Source organism: Faecalibacterium sp. An58 (assembly GCF_002161515.1).
Classification (GTDB): domain Bacteria; phylum Bacillota; class Clostridia; order Oscillospirales; family Ruminococcaceae; genus Faecalibacterium; species Faecalibacterium avium.
Genome location: NZ_NFHX01000002.1, coordinates 91,793 through 109,569, shown reverse-complemented (window position 1 = coordinate 109,569; position 17,777 = coordinate 91,793). Strand labels below are relative to the sequence as shown.

Sequence of the window (17,777 nt, the reverse complement as noted above, 5' to 3'; positions counted from 1 at the left end):
CATCCTGCCGCATAAACCGGTATAATAACGATAAACGAATTTTGAGAGGAGAATTTTTGGAATGACTGGCACAGAAAGTATGCTCAGCTTGTTTTTTACTCTTGCACTGATGGTGGTCCTGCTCTACTTCATGATCTACCGTCCTCAGAAGAAGCAGGAGAAAAAAGACGCAGCCATGCGCAACAGCCTGGAGATCGGTGATCAGGTGACCACCATCGGCGGTGTCATCGGCCGTGTGGTCGCCATCAAGGACGACACCTTTGTCCTGGAGACCGGCAGCGACCGCGTCAAGATCCGCTTCACCAAGACGGCCATCGGCTCTGTGGAAAAGCTGAACATGGACAACGCCCCTGCATCGGCTTCCAAGTCTGAGAAGGCCAAAAAGTAATCTCCACCCCTTTGCAAACGGTCCCAAGGCATATACAGCGCGCCTTTCTGCATAGAGATAGTGCAGGGAGGCGCGTTTTTATGTCTGCAAAAACCATCCGTCTGTCCGTACTGTTCCATCTGCTGGCCGCTTTGGGGGCCGCTTTGGCTGGGACTGCCGCCTGTGGGGCGGCCCTGGCATCCCTGATGGTTTCCCGGGGGCTTGGTCCGCCGGCTGCCTGGCCTTTTGCCACCGCAGCGGTCTGCGCAGGCAGCCTGCTGGGCGGCTGGGTGCTGGGCCTGCTGCAAAAAAGCCGCGGCCTGCTCTGGGGCGGGCTGCTGGGGCTGCTTTACGGCCTGGTGCTGCTGTGCATCCGGCTGATCAGCGGCAGTGCCCCCGGTCTCGGCCTGCTGCTTCGGCTGCTGTTGCTTTTGTTCTTTGGCGGTGCAGGCGGCTATGCCGGCATCCTGTGCGCCGCCCCCAGACGCCGCCGGTGAGCCCGGGCCCGGCCATGGATCAGAAAACAGTCGGCCGGGCCCCTTGGGCAGCCCGGCTCAGCCAGGAGGACAAGTTCTATGTGGGTCTATCAGGAATCCGTTCCCAACGCTCTGACTGCGCCGCCGGGCGCACTGCCGGCGGCCCAGCCTGCCGCCGCGCTCCGGGATACAGCGCCCTTCCGAAAGGAGAGCGCTTCGCCCTCCGGCACGCTGTCCGGGCCGGGGCGGGACGGCTGCCCCGGCGCCGCCAAAGCCGCTGCCCGCAGCAGGACCCTGCCGCGGGACTGCGCCGTGCTGGCGGCCTCCTATCTTTTTGGCACCCTGCTGGCCGGTGTGGTGCTGGCCCGCTGCCAGAGCAGCGAGCAGCTGCTGGTGTCGGCCTATCTGGACAGCTGGAAGGGCCTTTTCACCCTGGACGAGCCGGGGGCGGTCTGGCGCCTGTTCGGGGCCGAGTATCTCACCGTGGCGGGGGGCGCCACCGTCCTGCTGCTGTTGGGCTTGTCCGCCTTCGGCCCCCTGATGATCTATTTGTTTGCCATGCTCTTTGGGCTGGGCGCGGGGATCATCGGGCTGGAACTGGTCCTGCAGGCCAGTTGGCAGCAGGCGGTGGCCACCCTGGCCCTGGCCGGACTGCCCACCGCTGCCGCCGTCACCTGCCTGTGCCTGTTTGGAGCATCGGCCCTCCGTGTCAGCGGTCGGCTGCAGCGTGCCGCTTTCGGGACCAAAAGCGGCCCGCACGCCGCCGGGGCCAGGCGGCTGCTGGGACAATATCTGGCGTTGAACGTGTTTTTCCTGCCGGTCTGCGGGCTATCCACCGCCCTGGCCTGCCTTGCCGGACAGCTGGGACAGCTTTGAACACAGCCCCTCTCCCGGGTTTTCGGCTCAGGAGAGGGGCTGTTTGGCTCTGCGCTTGCAGCAACGGTCCGGCCGTGGTATCATAAGGGCAATATCGCTGTTTCTATAAAGCAAATGAAGAGGACCAGACATGAAAGAGCCCAAACTGAAAACCATTTATGTATGCTCCAGCTGCGGCGAGACCAGCCCCCGCTGGATGGGCCGCTGCCCCAGCTGCGGCAGCTGGAATACCATGAGCGAAGACGTCGTGGCCGAGGCGCCCAAAACGGGGACCCCCGCCGGCAAAGCCCCACCGCGGCAGGAGGGAGTTACCAGCCTGACCGCCCGGCGGCTGGCCGATATCAGCACCACCGAGGAAAAGAGCCGCATCATCACCGGCATCACCGAGCTGGACCGGGTGCTGGGAGGCGGCATCGTGCTGGGCGGGGTCGTCCTGCTCAGCGGCGAACCGGGGGTGGGCAAGTCTACCATGCTGCTCCAGCTCTGCGGGGCTATCTCGGACCGCTACACGGTGCTGTATATCACAGGAGAGGAATCGGTGCGCCAGGTCAAGCTGCGGGCAGCCCGCCTGAACATCCCCCAGCAGAACATCTATCTGGCTGCCGAGAACGATGTGGATGAGATCTGCGGCCTGATCGAGAAAGAGCGTCCCGATCTGGTGGTGATCGACTCCATCCAGACCATGCGCTGCGCCGATATCTCCTCGTCGGCCGGCACCGTCAGCCAGGTGAAGGAGAGCACCGCACGGCTGCTGGCGGTGGCCAAAAAGCAGGAGATCCCGCTTTTCCTGGTGGGTCATGTGAATAAGGACGGCGGCATTGCCGGCCCCAAGGTGATGGAGCACATCGTGGATACAGTCCTCTATTTTGAGGGGGACAAGATGCTGCCCTACCGCATCCTGCGGGCAGCCAAAAACCGCTACGGCTCCACCAATGAGATCGGCATGTTCGACATGACCGGCAAGGGCCTGACCGAAATCGCCAACCCTTCCCAGATGCTGCTGGAGGGACGGCCTCTGGGAGTGTCGGGCAACTGCGTAGCCTGCACCATAGAGGGCACCCGCCCCATCCTCAGTGAGATCCAGGCCCTGGCCGCCAAAACCACCTTTCCTTCGCCCCGGCGGGCCTGTACCGGCTACGATTACAACCGGATCAGCTTGCTGCTGGCTGTACTGGAGCGCCGGGCCGGGTATTTCTTTGGCAACCTGGACGTTTATGTCAACATCGTCGGCGGTATCGCCCTGCGGGACACCTCCTGTGACCTGGCCGTCTGCCTGAGCATGATCTCGTCCCTGCTGGACAGGCCGGTCAGCGACAAGCTGATCGCCATCGGTGAAGTGGGACTGGGGGGCGAGGTACGCAGTGTGCCCAACATCGAGCAGCGTCTGCGGGAGGCGGAGCGGATCGGATTTGAACAGGCCATCATCCCCAAGCCAAGCCTCCGCCACATCGACCCGGCGGACTATCCGGGGCTGCAGCTCCTTGGCGCCGCCTATGTCGCGGACGCCATCGCTGTTTTGAAGGCGGGGTGACCGGTATGGAGATCGTCAACCCGAGCATTGACGGCGGGCGCCCTTTTGACTGGGGCAGAGCATCTGTCCCCAGTGGAGCGGTGCAGGGGAGACCGTCCGCCCCATCCCGATCCCTGCGTGCTATCGGGATGCGTTTGATCTGGTCAGCCACGAGGAATACAGGCTCCGCCTGCCCTTTACCCGGGAGAGCTGGCACGGACGGATGAGATCCTGCCGCGGTGTGGGCGCATCCCTGTCCGCCGAGGCCGTTGCGCAGTGGGAAAAGGAGCATCTGGCGCTGCTTGCCCAAATCGCCCCCGCATCCTTTGAAGTGCAGCACTATGCGGCCATGGCCGAGCTGCGAAAAAAAGACGGATAAACGGCGCGCAGACGTCAAACAAAGGAGAAACAGCGTATGACACAAGCCATTTTGTATATCCATGGCCAGGGCGGCAACCCGCAGGAAGCGGAGCAATACCGGGCCATCTGCCCTGACTTGGACCTGATCGGGGTGGAATATCCCCAGCAATACCCATGGGACGCCCTGCCTGTTATCCAGGCTGCTTATGAGGAAGCCCGCCGCACACACAGCCAAATCTGGCTGCTTGCCAACAGCATTGGGGCCTATTTTGGGATGCTGGCGCTGCAAGACCGTCCCATCGAAAAAGCCCTGCTGATTTCACCGGTCCTGGATATGGAGCGTCTGATTCTGGATATGATGTCTTGGGCCGGCGTATCTGAGGCAGAATTGCAGGCCCGCGGGGAAATCGCCACCAGTTTTGGCCAGACACTTTCCTGGAAGTACCTTGTCTATGTGCGGGAACATCCCATCCAGTGGAATGTCCCCACCGAGATCCTCTACGGAGAAAAGGATGAACTTATTTCCCGCCAGACGGTGGACCGGTTTGTCGCCAGCCATCCATGTACAGAGCTCACCATGATGCAGGGTGGAGAACACTGGTTTCACACCGAGTCGCAGCTGGCCTTTTTGAACCGCTGGCTGGCAAAAGCTGTGAGTCACGCGCTGGACATCTTTCAAAAGCGGGCGGACTAACGCCCGGGAGGAACGACAATGGATCATCTGAAGATCGCCCTGCTGCAGATCGCGCCCGGCGGGACACAGGAGGCAAACCTGCAAAAAGGGCTGGACGCCTGCCGGAAGGCCAGGGAAAAGGGAGCAGACATCGCTCTCTTTCCGGAAATGTGGAGCAACGGCTATGGCATCGACGGGCTGCCTGCCAGCCAATGGACAGCGCAGGCCGTCCCGGCGGATGGCCGTTTTGTACAGGCTTTTGGCGCCCTGGCAAACGAACTGGATATGGCCATCGGGATCACTTTTTTGGAGGCGTATCCCGGCGGCCCGCGCAACAGTCTGGCTCTCTTTGACCGGCAGGGCCGGCGCAGGCTGCTCTATGCCAAGGTGCACACCTGTGATTTCGGCCCGGAACGCGCGCTGACAGCCGGGGAAGGGTTTGCAGTGACGGTCCTTGACACGGCTTGCGGACCGGTGCAGGTCGGGGCCATGATCTGTTACGACAGGGAATTTCCCGAAAGCGCCAGGCTGCTGATGCTGCAGGGCGCCGAGCTGATCCTGGTGCCCAACGCCTGCCCGATGGAGATCAACCGCCTGGCACAGCTGCGGGCCCGGGCCTTTGAAAATATGGTGGCCATCGCCACCTGCAACTATCCCGCCGGCGTGCCTGACTGCAACGGCGGCTCCACCGTGTTTGACGGGGTGGCCTATACCGCCGATACGGAGGGCTCCCGCGATACCTGTATTTTGCAGGCAGGGGAGGAAGAAGGAATCTTTGTGGCCAGCCTGGATCTGGAGCAGCTGCGCCGCTACCGTCAGAGCGAGGTGCACGGCAACGCCTACCGGCGGCCGGAAAAATATGGTCTGCTGACCGATACGGCGATCCATGCGCCCTTTAGCCGCGCGGACCGCCGCCCATAAAAGGGAAGGAGACGATATGTCGATCTATCTGGACGAAAAGAATCCATCCAGGCACAAACCCTTTCAGGATGCATCGCCGGACATTGTAGACTATGTGCGGTATCTGGAAGTGATCGCAGGCAAGAGCGCCAACACCGCTTTCAACTACTACTGCGACCTGCGCAATTTCAGCCGGTTTATGAAGCAGCGCCGGGGCCTTGTGCCGGAGGATGCCGAAATGAAGGACATCGACCCCAAAGGGCTGGACACCGCCTTTTGGGGCAGCGTAAGCAAAGAGGATATCTACGAGTATCTGTATTTCCTCAACCAGACCTGCGGCAACAAAAAGTCATCCACCGCCCGGCGGCTGGCCAGCCTTCACGGATTTTACGACTACATGGTCAACCACGCAAGCCGCCTGGAACAGGACCCAACTGCGGCGGTCAGCCCGCCCAAGCTGGACAAGGTCCTGCCCAAGTATCTGACCGCCGACCAGGCCCGGGCCCTGCTGGAGGCCACCCGGACTTCCAGCGATTTTCCCGAGCGTGATTACTGCATGGCCGTGCTGTTTTTGAACTGCGGGATGCGCCTGGCCGAGCTGGTGGGCATGAACATGGAGGACATCGACCTTGCCGGACGGCAGATCCGGCTGTTTGGCAAGGGCCACAAAGAGCGGATGGTCTATCTGAACGACGCCTGTGTGGAGGCGCTGGACCTCTACCTGCAAAAGCGGGGCTGCGTCGAAGGTCTGTCTCCCAAAGAGCCGGCGGTCTTTATCACCCGGCGGCGCAAAGACCGGATCTCCAACCGGCGGGTGGAGCAGCTCATCACCGGCGCCATGAAGGCCGCCGGCCTGAAAGGGTTTTCCACCCATAAACTGCGCCACACCGCCGCCACCCTGATGTATCAGACCGGGAACGTAGATGTTCTCACCCTCAAGGAACTGCTGGGGCACAGCAATGTGGGCACTACCCAGATCTATACCCATCTGCAGGACGCCCAGGTGCGGGCGGCCATCGAGGCGAACCCGCTGGGGGCGGCCCAGGGCAAGCCCGGCGCCGGCTCGCCGAGCACACCGGCTGCAGGACCGGATATCCCCGCCGAAGAAGGGGAGAGCGCCGCAGCCGGGGAAGTGCTGCCCGACATTTTGCCCTCCCTGGCGGAGGACTTTGACCCGGAAAGCTGACCTGCCCGCCCTTCTGTTGACAGGGCGGAGGGGTTTTGCTATAATGCAGTCAAAGATTAACAATTAAACAAAATGTTAATCAATATGTTCTGCGATCCAAGGAGGTACAATATCATGGAACAGCTCCAGACCGTCCCCTTCGGCAGCGTTGCCGGTATGCTCTTTTCGATGCTCATATCCTTTCTTGTGCCGCTGGGGCTGGCAGCAGCCCTCTGGCGCAAAGAAAAAGCCAGCTGGTTCAGCTACGCGGCAGGTATGACGGTGTTCATTCTGTTTGCTATGTTCCTGGAATCCATGGCACACGCCGTCATTTTGACCGCCACCGGCAGTCTCATCACCGGCAATCTGCTGCTGTACGCCCTCTATGGGGGCCTGATGGCCGCCGCCTTTGAGGAGTGCGGGCGGCTTGTGGCCATGCGCTTTGTCCTGCGCCGCCACCAGACCAAGCAGAACGCCCTGATGTACGGCGTGGGCCATGGAGGCACCGAAGCCATGCTGATCCTGGGCCTGACTTCACTGAACAACTTCATCAATTCTACCATGATCAACAGCGGCACGATGGAGGGAACTCTGGCCTCCCTGGACGACGCCACCCGTCAGATGGTGTCCCAGAGCTTCATTGCCCTGTGGGAGACTCCTTCTTATCTCTTCTTTGTGGCCGGTTATGAGAGGCTGGTCACCATGGCTTTGCACATCGCCCTCTCGGTGCTGGTCTACCGTGCGGTAAAGGACAAAACCGCGCGCTGGTTCTGGGCTACCTTTGGCGCCCATTTTGCAGCGGACTTTGTGGCCGTGCTGCTGTCCGGCGTGTCGGTGGTTCTCACCGAGGCGGTGTTCACCGTTATAACGGCCGGTGTGGTGTGGTATGCCGCCAAAGCCTACCGGGAAGCCGCCGAGTGACTACAAGGAGGGTCCATGATGGAAGAAACAAAATGGGTGAATGGCAAACCCTACCAGATCCTCAAGCTGCTGGGCAAAGGCAAGGGCGGCTATTCCTACCTGGCCCAGGCAGAAGGCGGATTGGTGGTGGTCAAGCAGATCCACCACGAGCCCTGCGATTACTACCAGTTTGGGGACAAGATGGCGGCCGAACTGCACGACTATCAAAAGCTGCAAAAAATCGGCATCTCCATGCCCAGGCTGCTGGACGCAGACCGGCAGGCCGAGTGTCTGGTCAAAGAATACATCCGGGGCGACACGGTCTATCAGCTGGTTTTGCAGGACCGCCTGCCGCCCGCCTGTCTGGAACAGGTACAGGCTATGTGCAGGCTCCTCTACCAGGCAAATACCAACATCGACTATTTTCCCACCAATTTCATCCTGCAGGATGGGGTCCTCTATTATGTGGACTATGAGTGCAACAACTATATGCCGGAATGGAACTTTGAAAACTGGGGCATCCAATACTGGTCCAAAACACCCGCGTTTTTGCAGTATGCCGCAGAACATCCGTGAGGTCGTATGCTATGGAGATCCGCAAACTGACGCCCGACGAGCTTCCATCCGCCCTCGACCTGATCTGGGAGACCTTTCTGCAATTTGAAGCGCCCGATTACGCCGCAGAGGGGGTGCAATCCTTCAAGGCTTTCCTAGATGACCGCAGCACGATCGCCACGCTGGAGTTTTTCGGCGCCCTGGACGAAGAGGAGCTGCTGGGGGTCCTTGCCGTCAGCCAGGGCCGCAGGCATATCTGCTGCTTTTTTGTCCGCGCCCAGCAGCAAAAGCAGGGGATAGGCAGAAAGCTGTGGGAATACCTGCTCGCAAACAGCCGGGAGGAATGCTTCACCGTGCATTCCTCGCCCTATGCCGTCCCGGTGTATCATAAACTGGGCTTTGTGGACACCGGCACAGAACAGGTGTCAGACGGCATCCGCTATACGCCCATGAAGTATACAAGATAAAGAAAGGAACGATTCCTATGGTTTCCATCTGCGGTTCGGATTGCTGTGCAGTCTGCCCCAGGCTGGCCGACTGCGGCGGCTGCCAAAAAACAGGCGGTTACCCCTTTGGCGGGGAATGTGTCGCCGCACAGTGCATCACAAGCGCCGGGCATGAAGGCTTTTCAGCCATGAAAGAGTCGATGGCCGAAGCGTTCAATAGCCTTGCCATACCGGGGCTGCGTGTGGATGATTTGAATTTGCTGAACGGTTTTTATGTCAACCTGGAGTACCATCTGCCCAATGGGCAGTCCGTCAAGCTGCTGGAAGACAACAAGGTGTATCTGGGCAACCAGATCGAACAGTCCGGCAGCGAACGCTGTTATGGCGTTGTGGGAGACGAACACCATCTTCTGGTGTGTACGTATGGCTGCAACGGCGCTGACCCGGAGATCATCTGCTATAAGCGGTGGCGGTGATCCGCAGCGGCCCGCCCTGCAAATGGGACTTGCCCGGCTGAGCCGGAGAGGCTATAATGGTCTTAGACCGGCTGCGCCTATGGCGCCGGCCGGCTTATGCCCGCTCGGCAGGATCCAATTGTCGCTGCGCGGATAGGGCAGGTCATATGGCTTCTTTTCTGCATAGGACTGTGCGTATTGGTCGCCGTGTTCACCTGGATCCCCGAATATCTGATTTTGTTCTGTGTCGGAAAAGGAGGATGGTTATGAGATATTCCCATACCTGCCCCAAATGCGGCAGCCGCGATATCATCACCGTACCGGGCAAAGCAGGCGCCTATGGCTCAGGCAACTACATCCCGCTGGGCATGACCATTTTTTCTACCGCGCCGGTGTACCGGTATGTCTGCTGCGGCTGCGGTTATACGGAAGAATGGATCGACCGCGAGGACATCCAAAGGGTCAAAGCGCGCTACGACGGAGAGTCAGAAGCCTGAGAAATGGAACCCTTTGACGGCGCGCTGCATATACTGTCTGACACCGGACATTTCCTATGATAACAAGAAAGGCGACGATATGACAACTTCCAAACTGAAAACCGCACTGGCTGCGGATCTGCGCCAGGTCTGGGATCTGGTCACCGACGTGGGCCGGTATCCCCAATGGCGCAGCGATCTGGACCGGGTAGAGGTGCTGAACCGAACCGTGTTTATGGAGTATGCCAGGGACGGCGCAGTTACAAAATTCACAGTCACAAGGGTAGACCCCTATGCCCGCTGGGAATTTGATATGGAGAGCAGCCACATGACCGGCCACTGGACCGGTGTGTTCCGGCAGCGCGGCGCTGGTACCGTCATCGACTTCACCGAGCAGGTCACGGCAAAAAAGCTGTGGATGAAGCCCTTTGTCAAGCTGTATTTGAAACGGCACCAGACGCAGTTTGCGGCAGACCTGCGCAAGGCGCTGGAAAGGTAACACAAATATGCAGATCGAGCGCATCCATGACTATACGGACAACCGCTTTCCGCAGGAAGTCTTATGGGAACACGGCGCCTTTTTGATCGATGGTGCGAGGCCTTGTGCCTTCAAAATTTGCGGTCCAAACGCCGCGTCTGTGTTCTTTGACGATGATACGAATATTTCCGAAATCATTGACGTGTTTCGCGACTATGCGGAGCATATCACTGTGTTTTACGATGCAGATGGACGGATCATCGCAGAATATCCGCCGGTGCTGCTGCAGCGTGCAAGCCTTCAGAGCATCCAGCCGTCTCAATTCTTTGTAGATATCGACAAGGTAGAGGCGGTCTCACATTTTATACGAAATAGTGATGACGTGATCGTCCCGGTGGTTCGCGATCCCCAAAGCGGCCGTTGGGTGTCGCTGGACGGCCACAGCCGGATGTATGCAGCGGCGGCGCAGGGCTGGCAGACGGTACAGGTCTATGAAAGCAAGGCGGGCGCGTACATTTGGGACTTTGCAAAGGAAGCCAAGCGCAGAGGTGTCTGGAGCCCCAAAGACATTCTGCCGCTGCGGCATCAGGACTACCAGGAACAATGGTTCGGGTTTTGCAGCGACTACTTTGCAAGGAATCCTTAACATTACAGCACGGCGCTGGCAGGCGTGGACAAACGAAACCAAACAGGATCCAAAGCTCAAAGGCAAACTCCCGGATAGAATGACCGGGAGTTTTTTCGTTGATCGAAAAACAAGCAAATTTGGAACATAAAATGCAGATCCATGCAGCCGTACCAAAACCAGACCCAGCGGGTCCGGAAACCGCCGGAACCGGCCAAAAGGCCCAAAAGTGGCCGAAAAGGGCTTTTTCGCTTCCCCATTTTTCGTATAACGTGCATTATACGAAATATATACATAGGCAAAAAAGCTTCTCCTCTCTTGTCCATCCGCCCGGGATTTTGCGCCGCGGCCTGTGCAGCGGCCAATGCAAAACGCATCCCCTCACCTGTGCCCCGCACAGATGTAAGGATGCGTTGTTCCTGATCTTATCTTTTTTCCAAAGGCTCGCAGCGCATCAGCGCAAGTCGCAGATGGCCCCGTAGCACGCAGGCCGGCGGTCCCGGAACAGCCCCCATTCCATACGGGCCTGCCGGATGGCCGCAAAGTCATAGCTGGCAGTCAGCACTTCATCCTGATCCCGGCCAGCCTGTGCCACCACAGCCCCCGTCTCGTCGGTCAGGAAGCTGGTGCCATAAAACCGCAGCGCGCTGTGCTGGCCGCCGTTTTCCCTGCACGGCACCACTACTTCGGTGCCATAGCGATTTGCAGCCGCCACCGGGATCACATTGGCCGCCGCATGGCCCTGCATGGTGCGCTGCCAGTGGCCTGCGCTGTCCACATCCAGGATGGGTTCGCTGCCGATCGCTGTTGGATACAAGATGACGTCCGCCCCGGCCAGAGCCAGGCAGCGGGCCGTCTCCGGGAACCACTGGTCCCAGCAGATGCCCACGCCTACCCTGCCGTACCGGGTATCAAACACCTTGAAGCCGGTGTTGCCGGGCGTGAAATAAAACTTCTCCTGATAGTAGTGGTCATCCGGGATATGGGTCTTGCGGTAAACTCCCAGGATGCTGCCGTCCGCATCGATCATGGCGACGCTGTTGAACAGCCTGGTGCCGTCTTTTTCATAAAAGCTGACAGGAATCACCAGATCCAGCTCCTGGCACACCTGAGAAAAGCGCTGCACCGCAGGATTTTCCGAAACAGGCAGTGCGTAGTCGTAGTATTCGTACCTGCGCTCCTGGCAGAAGTACGGGCGTTCGAACAGTTCCGGCAGCAGGACGATCTGAGCGCCCTGGGCGGCGGCCTGCCGCACCAGTTCCTCGGCGCGGGCCAGATTTTCGGCCGGGTCGGCGGCACAGGTCATCTGGATGGCCGCAACAATGGTCTGAGGCATCGCATTCCCCTCCTTACAATGACAGCGGTATCTGCTGGGTGATGCAGTGGATATTGCCTCCGCCCTGCAGGATCTCCCGGGCGGGCAGGCCGATCACCTGCCGGTCCGGGCACAGCTCTTGCAGGATGGCGCAGGCCCGGGCATCGCTGGCGGCGTTCTCGCCCCCAAACTGCGGCACCAGCACAGCATCGTTGGTAAAATAGAAATTGACATAGCTGGCAGCCAGGCGCTCCCCCGGCTCCCGGGTATCCTCTCCCGGCTCAAAGGCATAGGAGCTGCAATCCTCCTCGCTGCACAGGATGGGATGATCCGGGATGGGCAGCTTGTGCACGGTCAGCCGCCTTCCCCTGGCATCGGTGACGCTTTGCAGGTAGTCCAGATCAGCCGCCGAAAGCGCATACTGCGGGTCGGACGGGTCATCGGTCCAGGCCAGCACCACCTGGGCAGGCCCTACAAAGGCGCAGACATTGTCCACATGCTCGTTCGTCTCATCGTTGTAGATGCCGCGGGGAAGCCAGAGTACCTTTTCCACCCCCAGCCGCCGGCAGAGCTCCGCTTCGATCTCCTGCCGGCTCATGGCGGGGTTGCGCCCTGCTGAAAGCAGACAGCTCTCGGTCACGAGGGCCGTCCCCTCTCCATCGGTGTGGATGCTGCCCCCTTCCAGGACAAAAGGCGCGGCATCCTCACAGGGCAGGCCAACCGCCTCGCAGAAGGCACGGGCCACGGCGTCGTCCTTGCGCCAATCCGCATAAAGACCGTCCACCGTGCCGCCCCAGGCGTTGAAACTCCAGCTGATCCCTTTGATGCTGTCCCCCTCCTTGACAAAGGTGGGGCCGACATCCCGGGCCCAGGCGTCATCCGAATCGATGCAGAGCAGGTGCACCCGGTCCAGGCGGGCCACTGCCGCCTGCGCCTCCCTGAAATGGTCGGGGCCGGCCAGCAGGTAGAGTTCCTCGCTGCGGGTGATCGCCTCGAACACCCGGACAAAGGCCGCCTGTGCGGCGCGGGGATCTTTTCCCCAGCTGCCGGGACGGACCGGCCAGATCATCAGGGTGCCCCGGTGGGGCGCATATTCAGCCGGCATTTTGTACATGTGCAAACTCCTCTTTCGGGCTGTCAGGACAGCCGCATCTTGAAATCTTGATAATCAAAGTGGCGCACCACCTCACAGCTGCCGTCCGGATGCCGCAGGGCGATATCCGGCAGAGGCATACCGTTGAAGGTGTTGTTTTTGACCATGGAATAGATCGCCATATCGCCAAACACAAGCCGGTCCCCCACCTTTGGGCAGACATCAAAGCTGTATTCACCGATCACGTCCCCGGCCAGGCAGGTGCGCGAGCCAAGGCGGCAGGTGCAGGGCTTTTCACCCGGCAGCCCCGCGCCGTACAGGGGCGGACGGTAAGGCATCTCCAGCACATCGGGCATATGGCAGGCGGCCGAAGTGTCCAGGATCAGCACCGGCATATCGGCTGCCTGAACAACGTCCAGCACGGTGGTGATCAGGGTGCCAGCCTGGAGGGCGATGGCCTCCCCCGGCTCCAGATAGACCGCAAGGTCGTATTTTTCCCGGATCGAGCGGATCAGATCCTCCAGGGCCGCGATGTCATACCCCGGCCGGGTGATGTGATGCCCGCCGCCCAGGTTCAGCCATTTGAGACCGGGCAGATAGCTGCCAAAGCTCTTTTCAAACGCGGCAAAGGTCTCTACCAGCGGAGCGGCATCCTGTTCGCACAGGGTGTGGAAGTGCAGGCCCTCCACCCCTTGCGGCAGGGTGTCGGGCAGATCCTGCCTGCGGATGCCCAGACGGCTGCCCGGCGCACAGGGGTCATAGATGGCATGGCCTTCCTGGGTGGAGTGCTCGGGGTTGACCCGCAGTCCCACGCTGACCCCCGCCGCCTGCCAGGCCGGGCGGTGTGCCTCCAGCTGCGCGATGGAATTGAAGCTGATGTGGTCACAGATCCGAACGATCCGGGCCATTTCCTCCGGCGTAAAGGCCGGGCTGAAAACATGGTTTTCCTTGCCGGGCATTTCCTCATGGGCCAGCTGCGCTTCGAACAGGCCGCTGGCAGTGGCGCCCGCCAGATACTGTCCGATCAGCGGGTAGACCCGAAACATGGAAAACGCCTTTTGAGCCAGCAGGATGCGGCAGCCGGTGCGCTGCTGCACCCCGGCCAGGATCTCCAGATTGCGGCGCAGCGCGCTTTCATCCACCACATATACCGGGGTGCGCAGCCCCGGCTCGGTGCAATTCTGGCGGTCCATCACTCCACCGTGGCGGGATGCTCATCCACCACCCAGGGCAGGCCGTACTGGTTCAGCATCTCCATGAAGGGATCGGGATCCATCTCCTCCAGGTTGTAGACGCCGGGCTTGCGCCACTGGCCATTGGCCACCAGAGCGGTGCCGATCATAGCGGGCACGCCGGTGGTATAGCTGATGGCCTGGCTGCCCAGTTCCTTGTAGCACTCCTGATGGTCGCAGACGTTGTAGATATAGATGGTACGCTCTTTGCCATCCTTGACGCCGGTGTAGATGCAGCCGATGTTGGTCTTGCCCACCGTGCGGGGCCCCAGCGAAGCGGGATCGGGCAGCAGCGCCTTGAGGAACTGGATGGGTACGATCTCATGCCCCTCAAAGTTGATGGGGCTGGTGGACAGCATACCCACGTTTTCCAGACACTTCATGTGGGTCAGATAGCTCTGGCCGAAGGTCATGAAGAAGCGGATCCGCTTGACGCCGGGGATATTCTTGGCAAGGCTCTCGATCTCCTCGTGATGCAGCAGGTACATATCCTTTTTGCCCACCTGGGGGAAATCGTACTCCCGCTTGATCTCCATGGGTTTGGTCTCCACCCAGTGGCCGTCTTTCCAGTAGCTGCCGTTGGCCGACACTTCACGCAGGTTGATCTCGGGGTTGAAGTTGGTGGCGAAGGGATAGCCGTGGTCGCCGCCGTTGCAGTCCAGGATATCGATGGTGTGGATCTCGTCAAAGTAGTGCTTGAGGGCATAGGCGCTGAAGACGCTGGTGACGCCCGGATCAAAGCCGGAACCCAGGATGGCGGTCAGGCCGGCCTCCTCAAACTTTTTCTTGTAAGCCCACTGCCAGCTGTAATCAAAGTAGGCGGTGAAGCCTTCCTCCTTGCAGCGCTTTTCGTAGATAGCGCGCCAGGCGGGATCGTCGGTATCCTCGGGCTCATAGTTGGCGGTGTCGATGTAGTGCACACCGCAGGCCAGGCAGGCGTCCATGATGGCCAGATCCTGGTAAGGCAGGGCCACGTTCAGCACCAGGTTGGGCTGGTACGCGTTGATCGCCCGCTTGATGTCCTCCACATCGTCGGCATTGACGGTCATGGTGGTGATCTTCACCGGGGTGCCGGCGGCCTCCAGCTTGGCCTTCAGTGCATCGCACTTGGAAACCGTGCGGCTGGCAATGCACAGTTCAGGGAAAGTCTCGAAATTCTGGCAGCACTTCTGGATCGCCACCGAGGCGACGCCGCCGCAGCCAATGACAAGCAGTTTGCTCATAGTTGATCTCCTTTCATCCTCAAACGCCAGGGTCAGGCCCTGGATCAATCTTCTTCCTCTTTCAAAAGGTCCTCGACATAACGCGGCAGCATAAAGGCGCCGCGGTGCAGGTGGGTGGTATAGTACCAGGTCTTGATGTTGCGCTTGTTCCAGCGCTTGGGGTCAAAGTCCTTGATGGGATGGTACTTTTTGCTGGCAAAGCCAAACAGCCAGTACCCTGCCGGGCAGGTGGGGATATGGGCCTGGTATACCCGGCTGATGGGGAACGAGCGGTATGCCTTTTTGTGCATGGCGCGGCAGGTCTCCTCATCCTCGTCAAAGAAGGGGCTGCCGTGCTGATAGACCATGATGCCGTCCTCGCGCAGGGCCTTGTAGCAGCTGCCGTAGAACTCTTTGGTAAACAGGCCGGCCGCATGGCCCAGAGGGTCGGTGCAGTCGTTGATGATCAGGTCGTACTCATCCTCTTTGCCGCGTAAAAAGCGCAGGCCGTCCTCGTAGTACACCCGCACACGGATGTCATCCAGGCCGCAGGCGTTGTCGGGGAAGAATTTGCGGCAGACATCCACAAACATCTTGTCCGGTTCCACCACATCGATGACTTCGATCTCCTGGTAGTGGGACAGTTCCCGGGCGACGCCGCCGTCCCCGCCGCCGATGACCAGCACCCGCTTGACGTCAGGGTGGACCGCCATGGGCACATGGACGATCATCTCGTCGTAGGTGAACTCATCCTTTTCGGAAAAAATAACGCTGCCGTCCGAGGTGAGGAACCGGCCGAATTCGGGGGAATCAAACACGTCGATCCGCTGAAAATCGCTGGTGCCGCTGTAAAGCTGCCGGTCCACCCGGATACAGGTCTTGACGTTGGCGGTGTGCAGTTCGCCAAACCAGTAATCCATCTCCTGCATGGGATGTATCCTCCTTTCAGGCCAAAACGTTCAGTTCAGAGATATCCTCGCTTGCGGGCCCCTGCATCGAGCAGCCCTTGGCCTTGGCAAACTCGATGTAATCGATGATCTCCGGGGTGATCACTTCGCCGGGGGCGAGAATGGGGATCCCCGGCGGATAGCACATGACGAACTCGGTGCAGATCCGCCCTGCGGTCTGGCGCAGGGGCAGACTCTCCTTGGGCGAATAGAACGCCTGCTGGGGCGTGGCCTTGACCTGGGGCGTGATATATTCTGCCGTAAACAGGTCGCTTTTGGGCTTGGAATAGAGGCGTCGGATATCTGCCAGCGCGCCCACCAGCCGCTCGATGTCCTGGATGCGATCCCCGATGGAGATATAGGCCAGGATGTTGGAAAGATCCCCGAATTCGATCTGGATATCGTACTCATCCCGCAGCAGGTCGTAAACCTCGATGCCGGTCAGCCCGATCCCGCGGGTGTTGACCGCCAGCTTGGTGACGTCGAAGTCATAGACGCTGCCGCCGTTGATCAGTTCGGAACCGAAGGCGTAGTAATCCCCGATGGCGTTGATCTCATGCCGGGCATACTCGGCCATGTCCACCACCTTGGCAAAGCTCTCCCTGCCGCGCATGGCCAGATTGCGCCTGCTGATATCCAGGCTGGACATCAGCAGATAGGAAGCGCTGGTAGTCTGGGTCAGGTTGATGATATTGCTCACATAGCCCACATTGACCCCGGGACCGCACAAAAGCAGCGAACTCTGGGTCAGGCTGCCGCCCGATTTGTGCATCGAGACGGCCGCCATATCCGCGCCGGCTGCCATGCCGCTGAGGGGCAGGGCCGGCCCAAAATACAGGTGGGTGCCGTGCGCCTCATCCACCAGGGCCAGCATTCCATGGCTGTGGGCCAGCTCCACCAGCCTGCGCAGGTCGGAGCAGATGCCGTAGTATGTGGGGTTGTTGATGAAGATGGCCACAGCATCGGGGTTTGCCTCGATGGCGGCCCGCACGTCTTCCACCTCCATCCCCAGCGGAATGCCCAGGTCGGTGTCCACTTTGGGGTCGATGTAGACCGGCACCGCCCCGCACAGCACCAACGCATTGATGGCGCTCTTGTGCACGTTGCGGGGCAGGATGATCTTATCCCCCGGCTTGCAGGCGGTCAGCACCATGCCCTGCACACTGCTGGTGGTGCCGCCCACCATCAAAAACGCATGGGCTGCGCCGAAGGCGTCGGCGGCCAGCTCCTCTGCCTCCTTGATGACCGAAACCGGATGGCAAAGGTTATCCAACGGTTTCATCGAATTGACATCGATCCCGACGCAGCGCTCTCCCAAAAGCTCTACCAGCTCCGGGTTGCCGCGCCCTCTCTTGTGTCCCGGCACGTCAAAGGGTACTACCCTCTGCCGTCGGAACCTTTCCAGCGCCTCGTAGATAGGCGCTCTTTTTTGACGCTCCCGATCCAATGAACATCTCCCTCTCCTGCATAGATTCCCTGCCGCGCCGCAAAATAAAAAGCAGCGCACCCTTGCAGGCACACTGCTTGTGGAAACATTCTAAAGGGGCCGCCGTCCCATCTGGTGGGACATGGCGCGCCAGGCGCCGGGCCATACCTTGCAAAGAGGGCTTCAGCAAATAGATCGAGGGGCTGTTCTGCTGCTCTTATTGACGTTTCACAAGTGGTGTGCGCATCCGCACGGGGTTACAAAAAGGACCAACTTATAAAATTTCCGGGCACACGGCCC

21 protein-coding genes are annotated in these 17,777 nt (G+C 60.1%); 15 read left to right on the top strand and 6 right to left on the bottom strand.

The window, feature by feature from the left end; all coding sequences use genetic code 11:
- Positions 1-61 precede the first annotated feature (61 nt).
- The 15 genes from yajC (at position 62) to B5G12_RS02880 (ending at position 10,283) form a co-directional block, all read left to right on the top strand.
- Positions 62-388 carry a preprotein translocase subunit YajC gene (gene yajC / locus B5G12_RS02945; protein WP_087228594.1) on the top strand — a complete coding sequence of 109 codons (327 nt, stop codon included), beginning with the start codon at positions 62-64 and terminating at the stop codon, positions 386-388.
- An 80-nt stretch (positions 389-468) separates the two neighbouring features.
- The gene (locus tag B5G12_RS02940; protein WP_087228592.1) at positions 469-864 is read left to right on the top strand and encodes a TIGR04086 family membrane protein; all 396 of its coding nucleotides are present in this window, start codon (positions 469-471) and stop codon (positions 862-864) included.
- Positions 865-942: 78 nt separating this feature from the next.
- The gene (locus tag B5G12_RS02935) at positions 943-1,719 is read left to right on the top strand and encodes a hypothetical protein (protein WP_087323694.1); all 777 of its coding nucleotides are present in this window, start codon (positions 943-945) and stop codon (positions 1,717-1,719) included.
- A 196-nt stretch (positions 1,720-1,915) separates the two neighbouring features.
- Positions 1,916-3,250, top strand: coding sequence for a DNA repair protein RadA (gene radA, locus B5G12_RS02930; RefSeq protein WP_242955912.1), 1,335 nt, complete (start codon positions 1,916-1,918; stop codon positions 3,248-3,250).
- Positions 3,251-3,452: 202 nt separating this feature from the next.
- Positions 3,453-3,608: a hypothetical protein gene (locus B5G12_RS15155; RefSeq protein WP_158099672.1), complete on the top strand. Its 156-nt coding sequence runs from the start codon at positions 3,453-3,455 to the stop codon at positions 3,606-3,608.
- 36 nt (positions 3,609-3,644) lie between these two features.
- Complete coding sequence (locus tag B5G12_RS02925) at positions 3,645-4,283, top strand: alpha/beta hydrolase (RefSeq protein WP_087323690.1); 639 nt, start codon at positions 3,645-3,647, stop codon at positions 4,281-4,283.
- An 18-nt stretch (positions 4,284-4,301) separates the two neighbouring features.
- Positions 4,302-5,183, top strand: coding sequence for a carbon-nitrogen hydrolase family protein (locus B5G12_RS02920; RefSeq protein ID WP_087323688.1), 882 nt, complete (start codon positions 4,302-4,304; stop codon positions 5,181-5,183).
- A gap of 16 nt (positions 5,184-5,199) precedes the next feature.
- A complete protein-coding gene (locus B5G12_RS02915) occupies positions 5,200-6,348 on the top strand; it encodes a tyrosine-type recombinase/integrase (RefSeq protein WP_087323686.1) in 1,149 nt (382 codons plus the stop codon).
- A 114-nt stretch (positions 6,349-6,462) separates the two neighbouring features.
- On the top strand, positions 6,463-7,248 hold the full coding sequence (locus tag B5G12_RS02910) for a YhfC family intramembrane metalloprotease (RefSeq protein ID WP_158099671.1): 786 nt from the start codon (positions 6,463-6,465) through the stop codon (positions 7,246-7,248).
- Between the two features lie 15 nt (positions 7,249-7,263).
- On the top strand, positions 7,264-7,803 hold the full coding sequence (locus tag B5G12_RS02905; protein WP_343286620.1) for a BUD32 family EKC/KEOPS complex subunit: 540 nt from the start codon (positions 7,264-7,266) through the stop codon (positions 7,801-7,803).
- Between the two features lie 11 nt (positions 7,804-7,814).
- A complete protein-coding gene (locus tag B5G12_RS02900; protein ID WP_087323681.1) occupies positions 7,815-8,249 on the top strand; it encodes a GNAT family N-acetyltransferase in 435 nt (144 codons plus the stop codon).
- A 17-nt stretch (positions 8,250-8,266) separates the two neighbouring features.
- Positions 8,267-8,704 carry a hypothetical protein gene (locus B5G12_RS02895; RefSeq protein ID WP_087323678.1) on the top strand — a complete coding sequence of 146 codons (438 nt, stop codon included), beginning with the start codon at positions 8,267-8,269 and terminating at the stop codon, positions 8,702-8,704.
- Positions 8,705-8,949: 245 nt separating this feature from the next.
- Positions 8,950-9,180, top strand: a complete 231-nt coding sequence (locus B5G12_RS02890) for a hypothetical protein (RefSeq protein ID WP_087323677.1) — start codon at positions 8,950-8,952, stop codon at positions 9,178-9,180.
- A 79-nt stretch (positions 9,181-9,259) separates the two neighbouring features.
- Positions 9,260-9,658, top strand: a complete 399-nt coding sequence (locus tag B5G12_RS02885; protein ID WP_087323675.1) for an SRPBCC family protein — start codon at positions 9,260-9,262, stop codon at positions 9,656-9,658.
- 7 nt (positions 9,659-9,665) lie between these two features.
- Positions 9,666-10,283, top strand: coding sequence for a hypothetical protein (locus B5G12_RS02880; protein ID WP_087323673.1), 618 nt, complete (start codon positions 9,666-9,668; stop codon positions 10,281-10,283).
- Between the two features lie 433 nt (positions 10,284-10,716).
- On the opposite strand, the gene aguB is transcribed toward B5G12_RS02880, so the two are convergent.
- Genes aguB through B5G12_RS02850 form a run of 6 tightly spaced genes read right to left on the bottom strand, consistent with a single transcriptional unit; the run spans position 10,717 to position 17,498 of the window.
- Positions 10,717-11,598 (bottom strand): N-carbamoylputrescine amidase, encoded by an 882-nt coding sequence (gene aguB, locus B5G12_RS02875; protein ID WP_087323671.1) that lies wholly within the window; start codon positions 11,596-11,598, stop codon positions 10,717-10,719.
- A 13-nt stretch (positions 11,599-11,611) separates the two neighbouring features.
- Complete coding sequence (gene aguA, locus B5G12_RS02870; protein WP_087228562.1) at positions 11,612-12,691, bottom strand: agmatine deiminase; 1,080 nt, start codon at positions 12,689-12,691, stop codon at positions 11,612-11,614.
- 23 nt (positions 12,692-12,714) lie between these two features.
- A complete protein-coding gene (nspC, locus tag B5G12_RS02865) occupies positions 12,715-13,863 on the bottom strand; it encodes a carboxynorspermidine decarboxylase (RefSeq protein ID WP_087323669.1) in 1,149 nt (382 codons plus the stop codon).
- Complete coding sequence (locus B5G12_RS02860) at positions 13,863-15,125, bottom strand: saccharopine dehydrogenase family protein (RefSeq protein WP_087323666.1); 1,263 nt, start codon at positions 15,123-15,125, stop codon at positions 13,863-13,865. The genes nspC and B5G12_RS02860 overlap by 1 nt, the downstream gene beginning before the upstream one ends.
- 44 nt (positions 15,126-15,169) lie before the next feature.
- Positions 15,170-16,024: a polyamine aminopropyltransferase gene (gene speE / locus B5G12_RS02855; RefSeq protein ID WP_087228812.1), complete on the bottom strand. Its 855-nt coding sequence runs from the start codon at positions 16,022-16,024 to the stop codon at positions 15,170-15,172.
- A 25-nt stretch (positions 16,025-16,049) separates the two neighbouring features.
- Positions 16,050-17,498: an aminotransferase class I/II-fold pyridoxal phosphate-dependent enzyme gene (locus B5G12_RS02850; RefSeq protein WP_087323665.1), complete on the bottom strand. Its 1,449-nt coding sequence runs from the start codon at positions 17,496-17,498 to the stop codon at positions 16,050-16,052.
- Positions 17,499-17,777: the final 279 nt, after the last annotated feature.

What these genes read in the sequence shown, in the direction of transcription:
- yajC (WP_087228594.1), top strand. Translation starts at nt 62, where the DNA reads ATGACTGGCACAGAAAGTATGCTCAGCTTGTTTTTTACTCTTGCACTG.
- B5G12_RS02940 (WP_087228592.1), top strand. Translation starts at nt 469, where the DNA reads ATGTCTGCAAAAACCATCCGTCTGTCCGTACTGTTCCATCTGCTGGCC.
- B5G12_RS02935 (WP_087323694.1), top strand. Translation starts at nt 943, where the DNA reads ATGTGGGTCTATCAGGAATCCGTTCCCAACGCTCTGACTGCGCCGCCG.
- radA (WP_242955912.1), top strand. Translation starts at nt 1,916, where the DNA reads ATGGGCCGCTGCCCCAGCTGCGGCAGCTGGAATACCATGAGCGAAGAC.
- B5G12_RS15155 (WP_158099672.1), top strand. Translation starts at nt 3,453, where the DNA reads ATGAGATCCTGCCGCGGTGTGGGCGCATCCCTGTCCGCCGAGGCCGTT.
- B5G12_RS02925 (WP_087323690.1), top strand. Translation starts at nt 3,645, where the DNA reads ATGACACAAGCCATTTTGTATATCCATGGCCAGGGCGGCAACCCGCAG.
- B5G12_RS02920 (WP_087323688.1), top strand. Translation starts at nt 4,302, where the DNA reads ATGGATCATCTGAAGATCGCCCTGCTGCAGATCGCGCCCGGCGGGACA.
- B5G12_RS02915 (WP_087323686.1), top strand. Translation starts at nt 5,200, where the DNA reads ATGTCGATCTATCTGGACGAAAAGAATCCATCCAGGCACAAACCCTTT.
- B5G12_RS02910 (WP_158099671.1), top strand. Translation starts at nt 6,463, where the DNA reads ATGGAACAGCTCCAGACCGTCCCCTTCGGCAGCGTTGCCGGTATGCTC.
- B5G12_RS02905 (WP_343286620.1), top strand. Translation starts at nt 7,264, where the DNA reads ATGATGGAAGAAACAAAATGGGTGAATGGCAAACCCTACCAGATCCTC.
- B5G12_RS02900 (WP_087323681.1), top strand. Translation starts at nt 7,815, where the DNA reads ATGGAGATCCGCAAACTGACGCCCGACGAGCTTCCATCCGCCCTCGAC.
- B5G12_RS02895 (WP_087323678.1), top strand. Translation starts at nt 8,267, where the DNA reads ATGGTTTCCATCTGCGGTTCGGATTGCTGTGCAGTCTGCCCCAGGCTG.
- B5G12_RS02890 (WP_087323677.1), top strand. Translation starts at nt 8,950, where the DNA reads ATGAGATATTCCCATACCTGCCCCAAATGCGGCAGCCGCGATATCATC.
- B5G12_RS02885 (WP_087323675.1), top strand. Translation starts at nt 9,260, where the DNA reads ATGACAACTTCCAAACTGAAAACCGCACTGGCTGCGGATCTGCGCCAG.
- B5G12_RS02880 (WP_087323673.1), top strand. Translation starts at nt 9,666, where the DNA reads ATGCAGATCGAGCGCATCCATGACTATACGGACAACCGCTTTCCGCAG.
- aguB (WP_087323671.1), bottom strand. Translation starts at nt 11,598, where the DNA reads ATGCCTCAGACCATTGTTGCGGCCATCCAGATGACCTGTGCCGCCGAC.
- aguA (WP_087228562.1), bottom strand. Translation starts at nt 12,691, where the DNA reads ATGTACAAAATGCCGGCTGAATATGCGCCCCACCGGGGCACCCTGATG.
- nspC (WP_087323669.1), bottom strand. Translation starts at nt 13,863, where the DNA reads ATGGACCGCCAGAATTGCACCGAGCCGGGGCTGCGCACCCCGGTATAT.
- B5G12_RS02860 (WP_087323666.1), bottom strand. Translation starts at nt 15,125, where the DNA reads ATGAGCAAACTGCTTGTCATTGGCTGCGGCGGCGTCGCCTCGGTGGCG.
- speE (WP_087228812.1), bottom strand. Translation starts at nt 16,024, where the DNA reads ATGGATTACTGGTTTGGCGAACTGCACACCGCCAACGTCAAGACCTGT.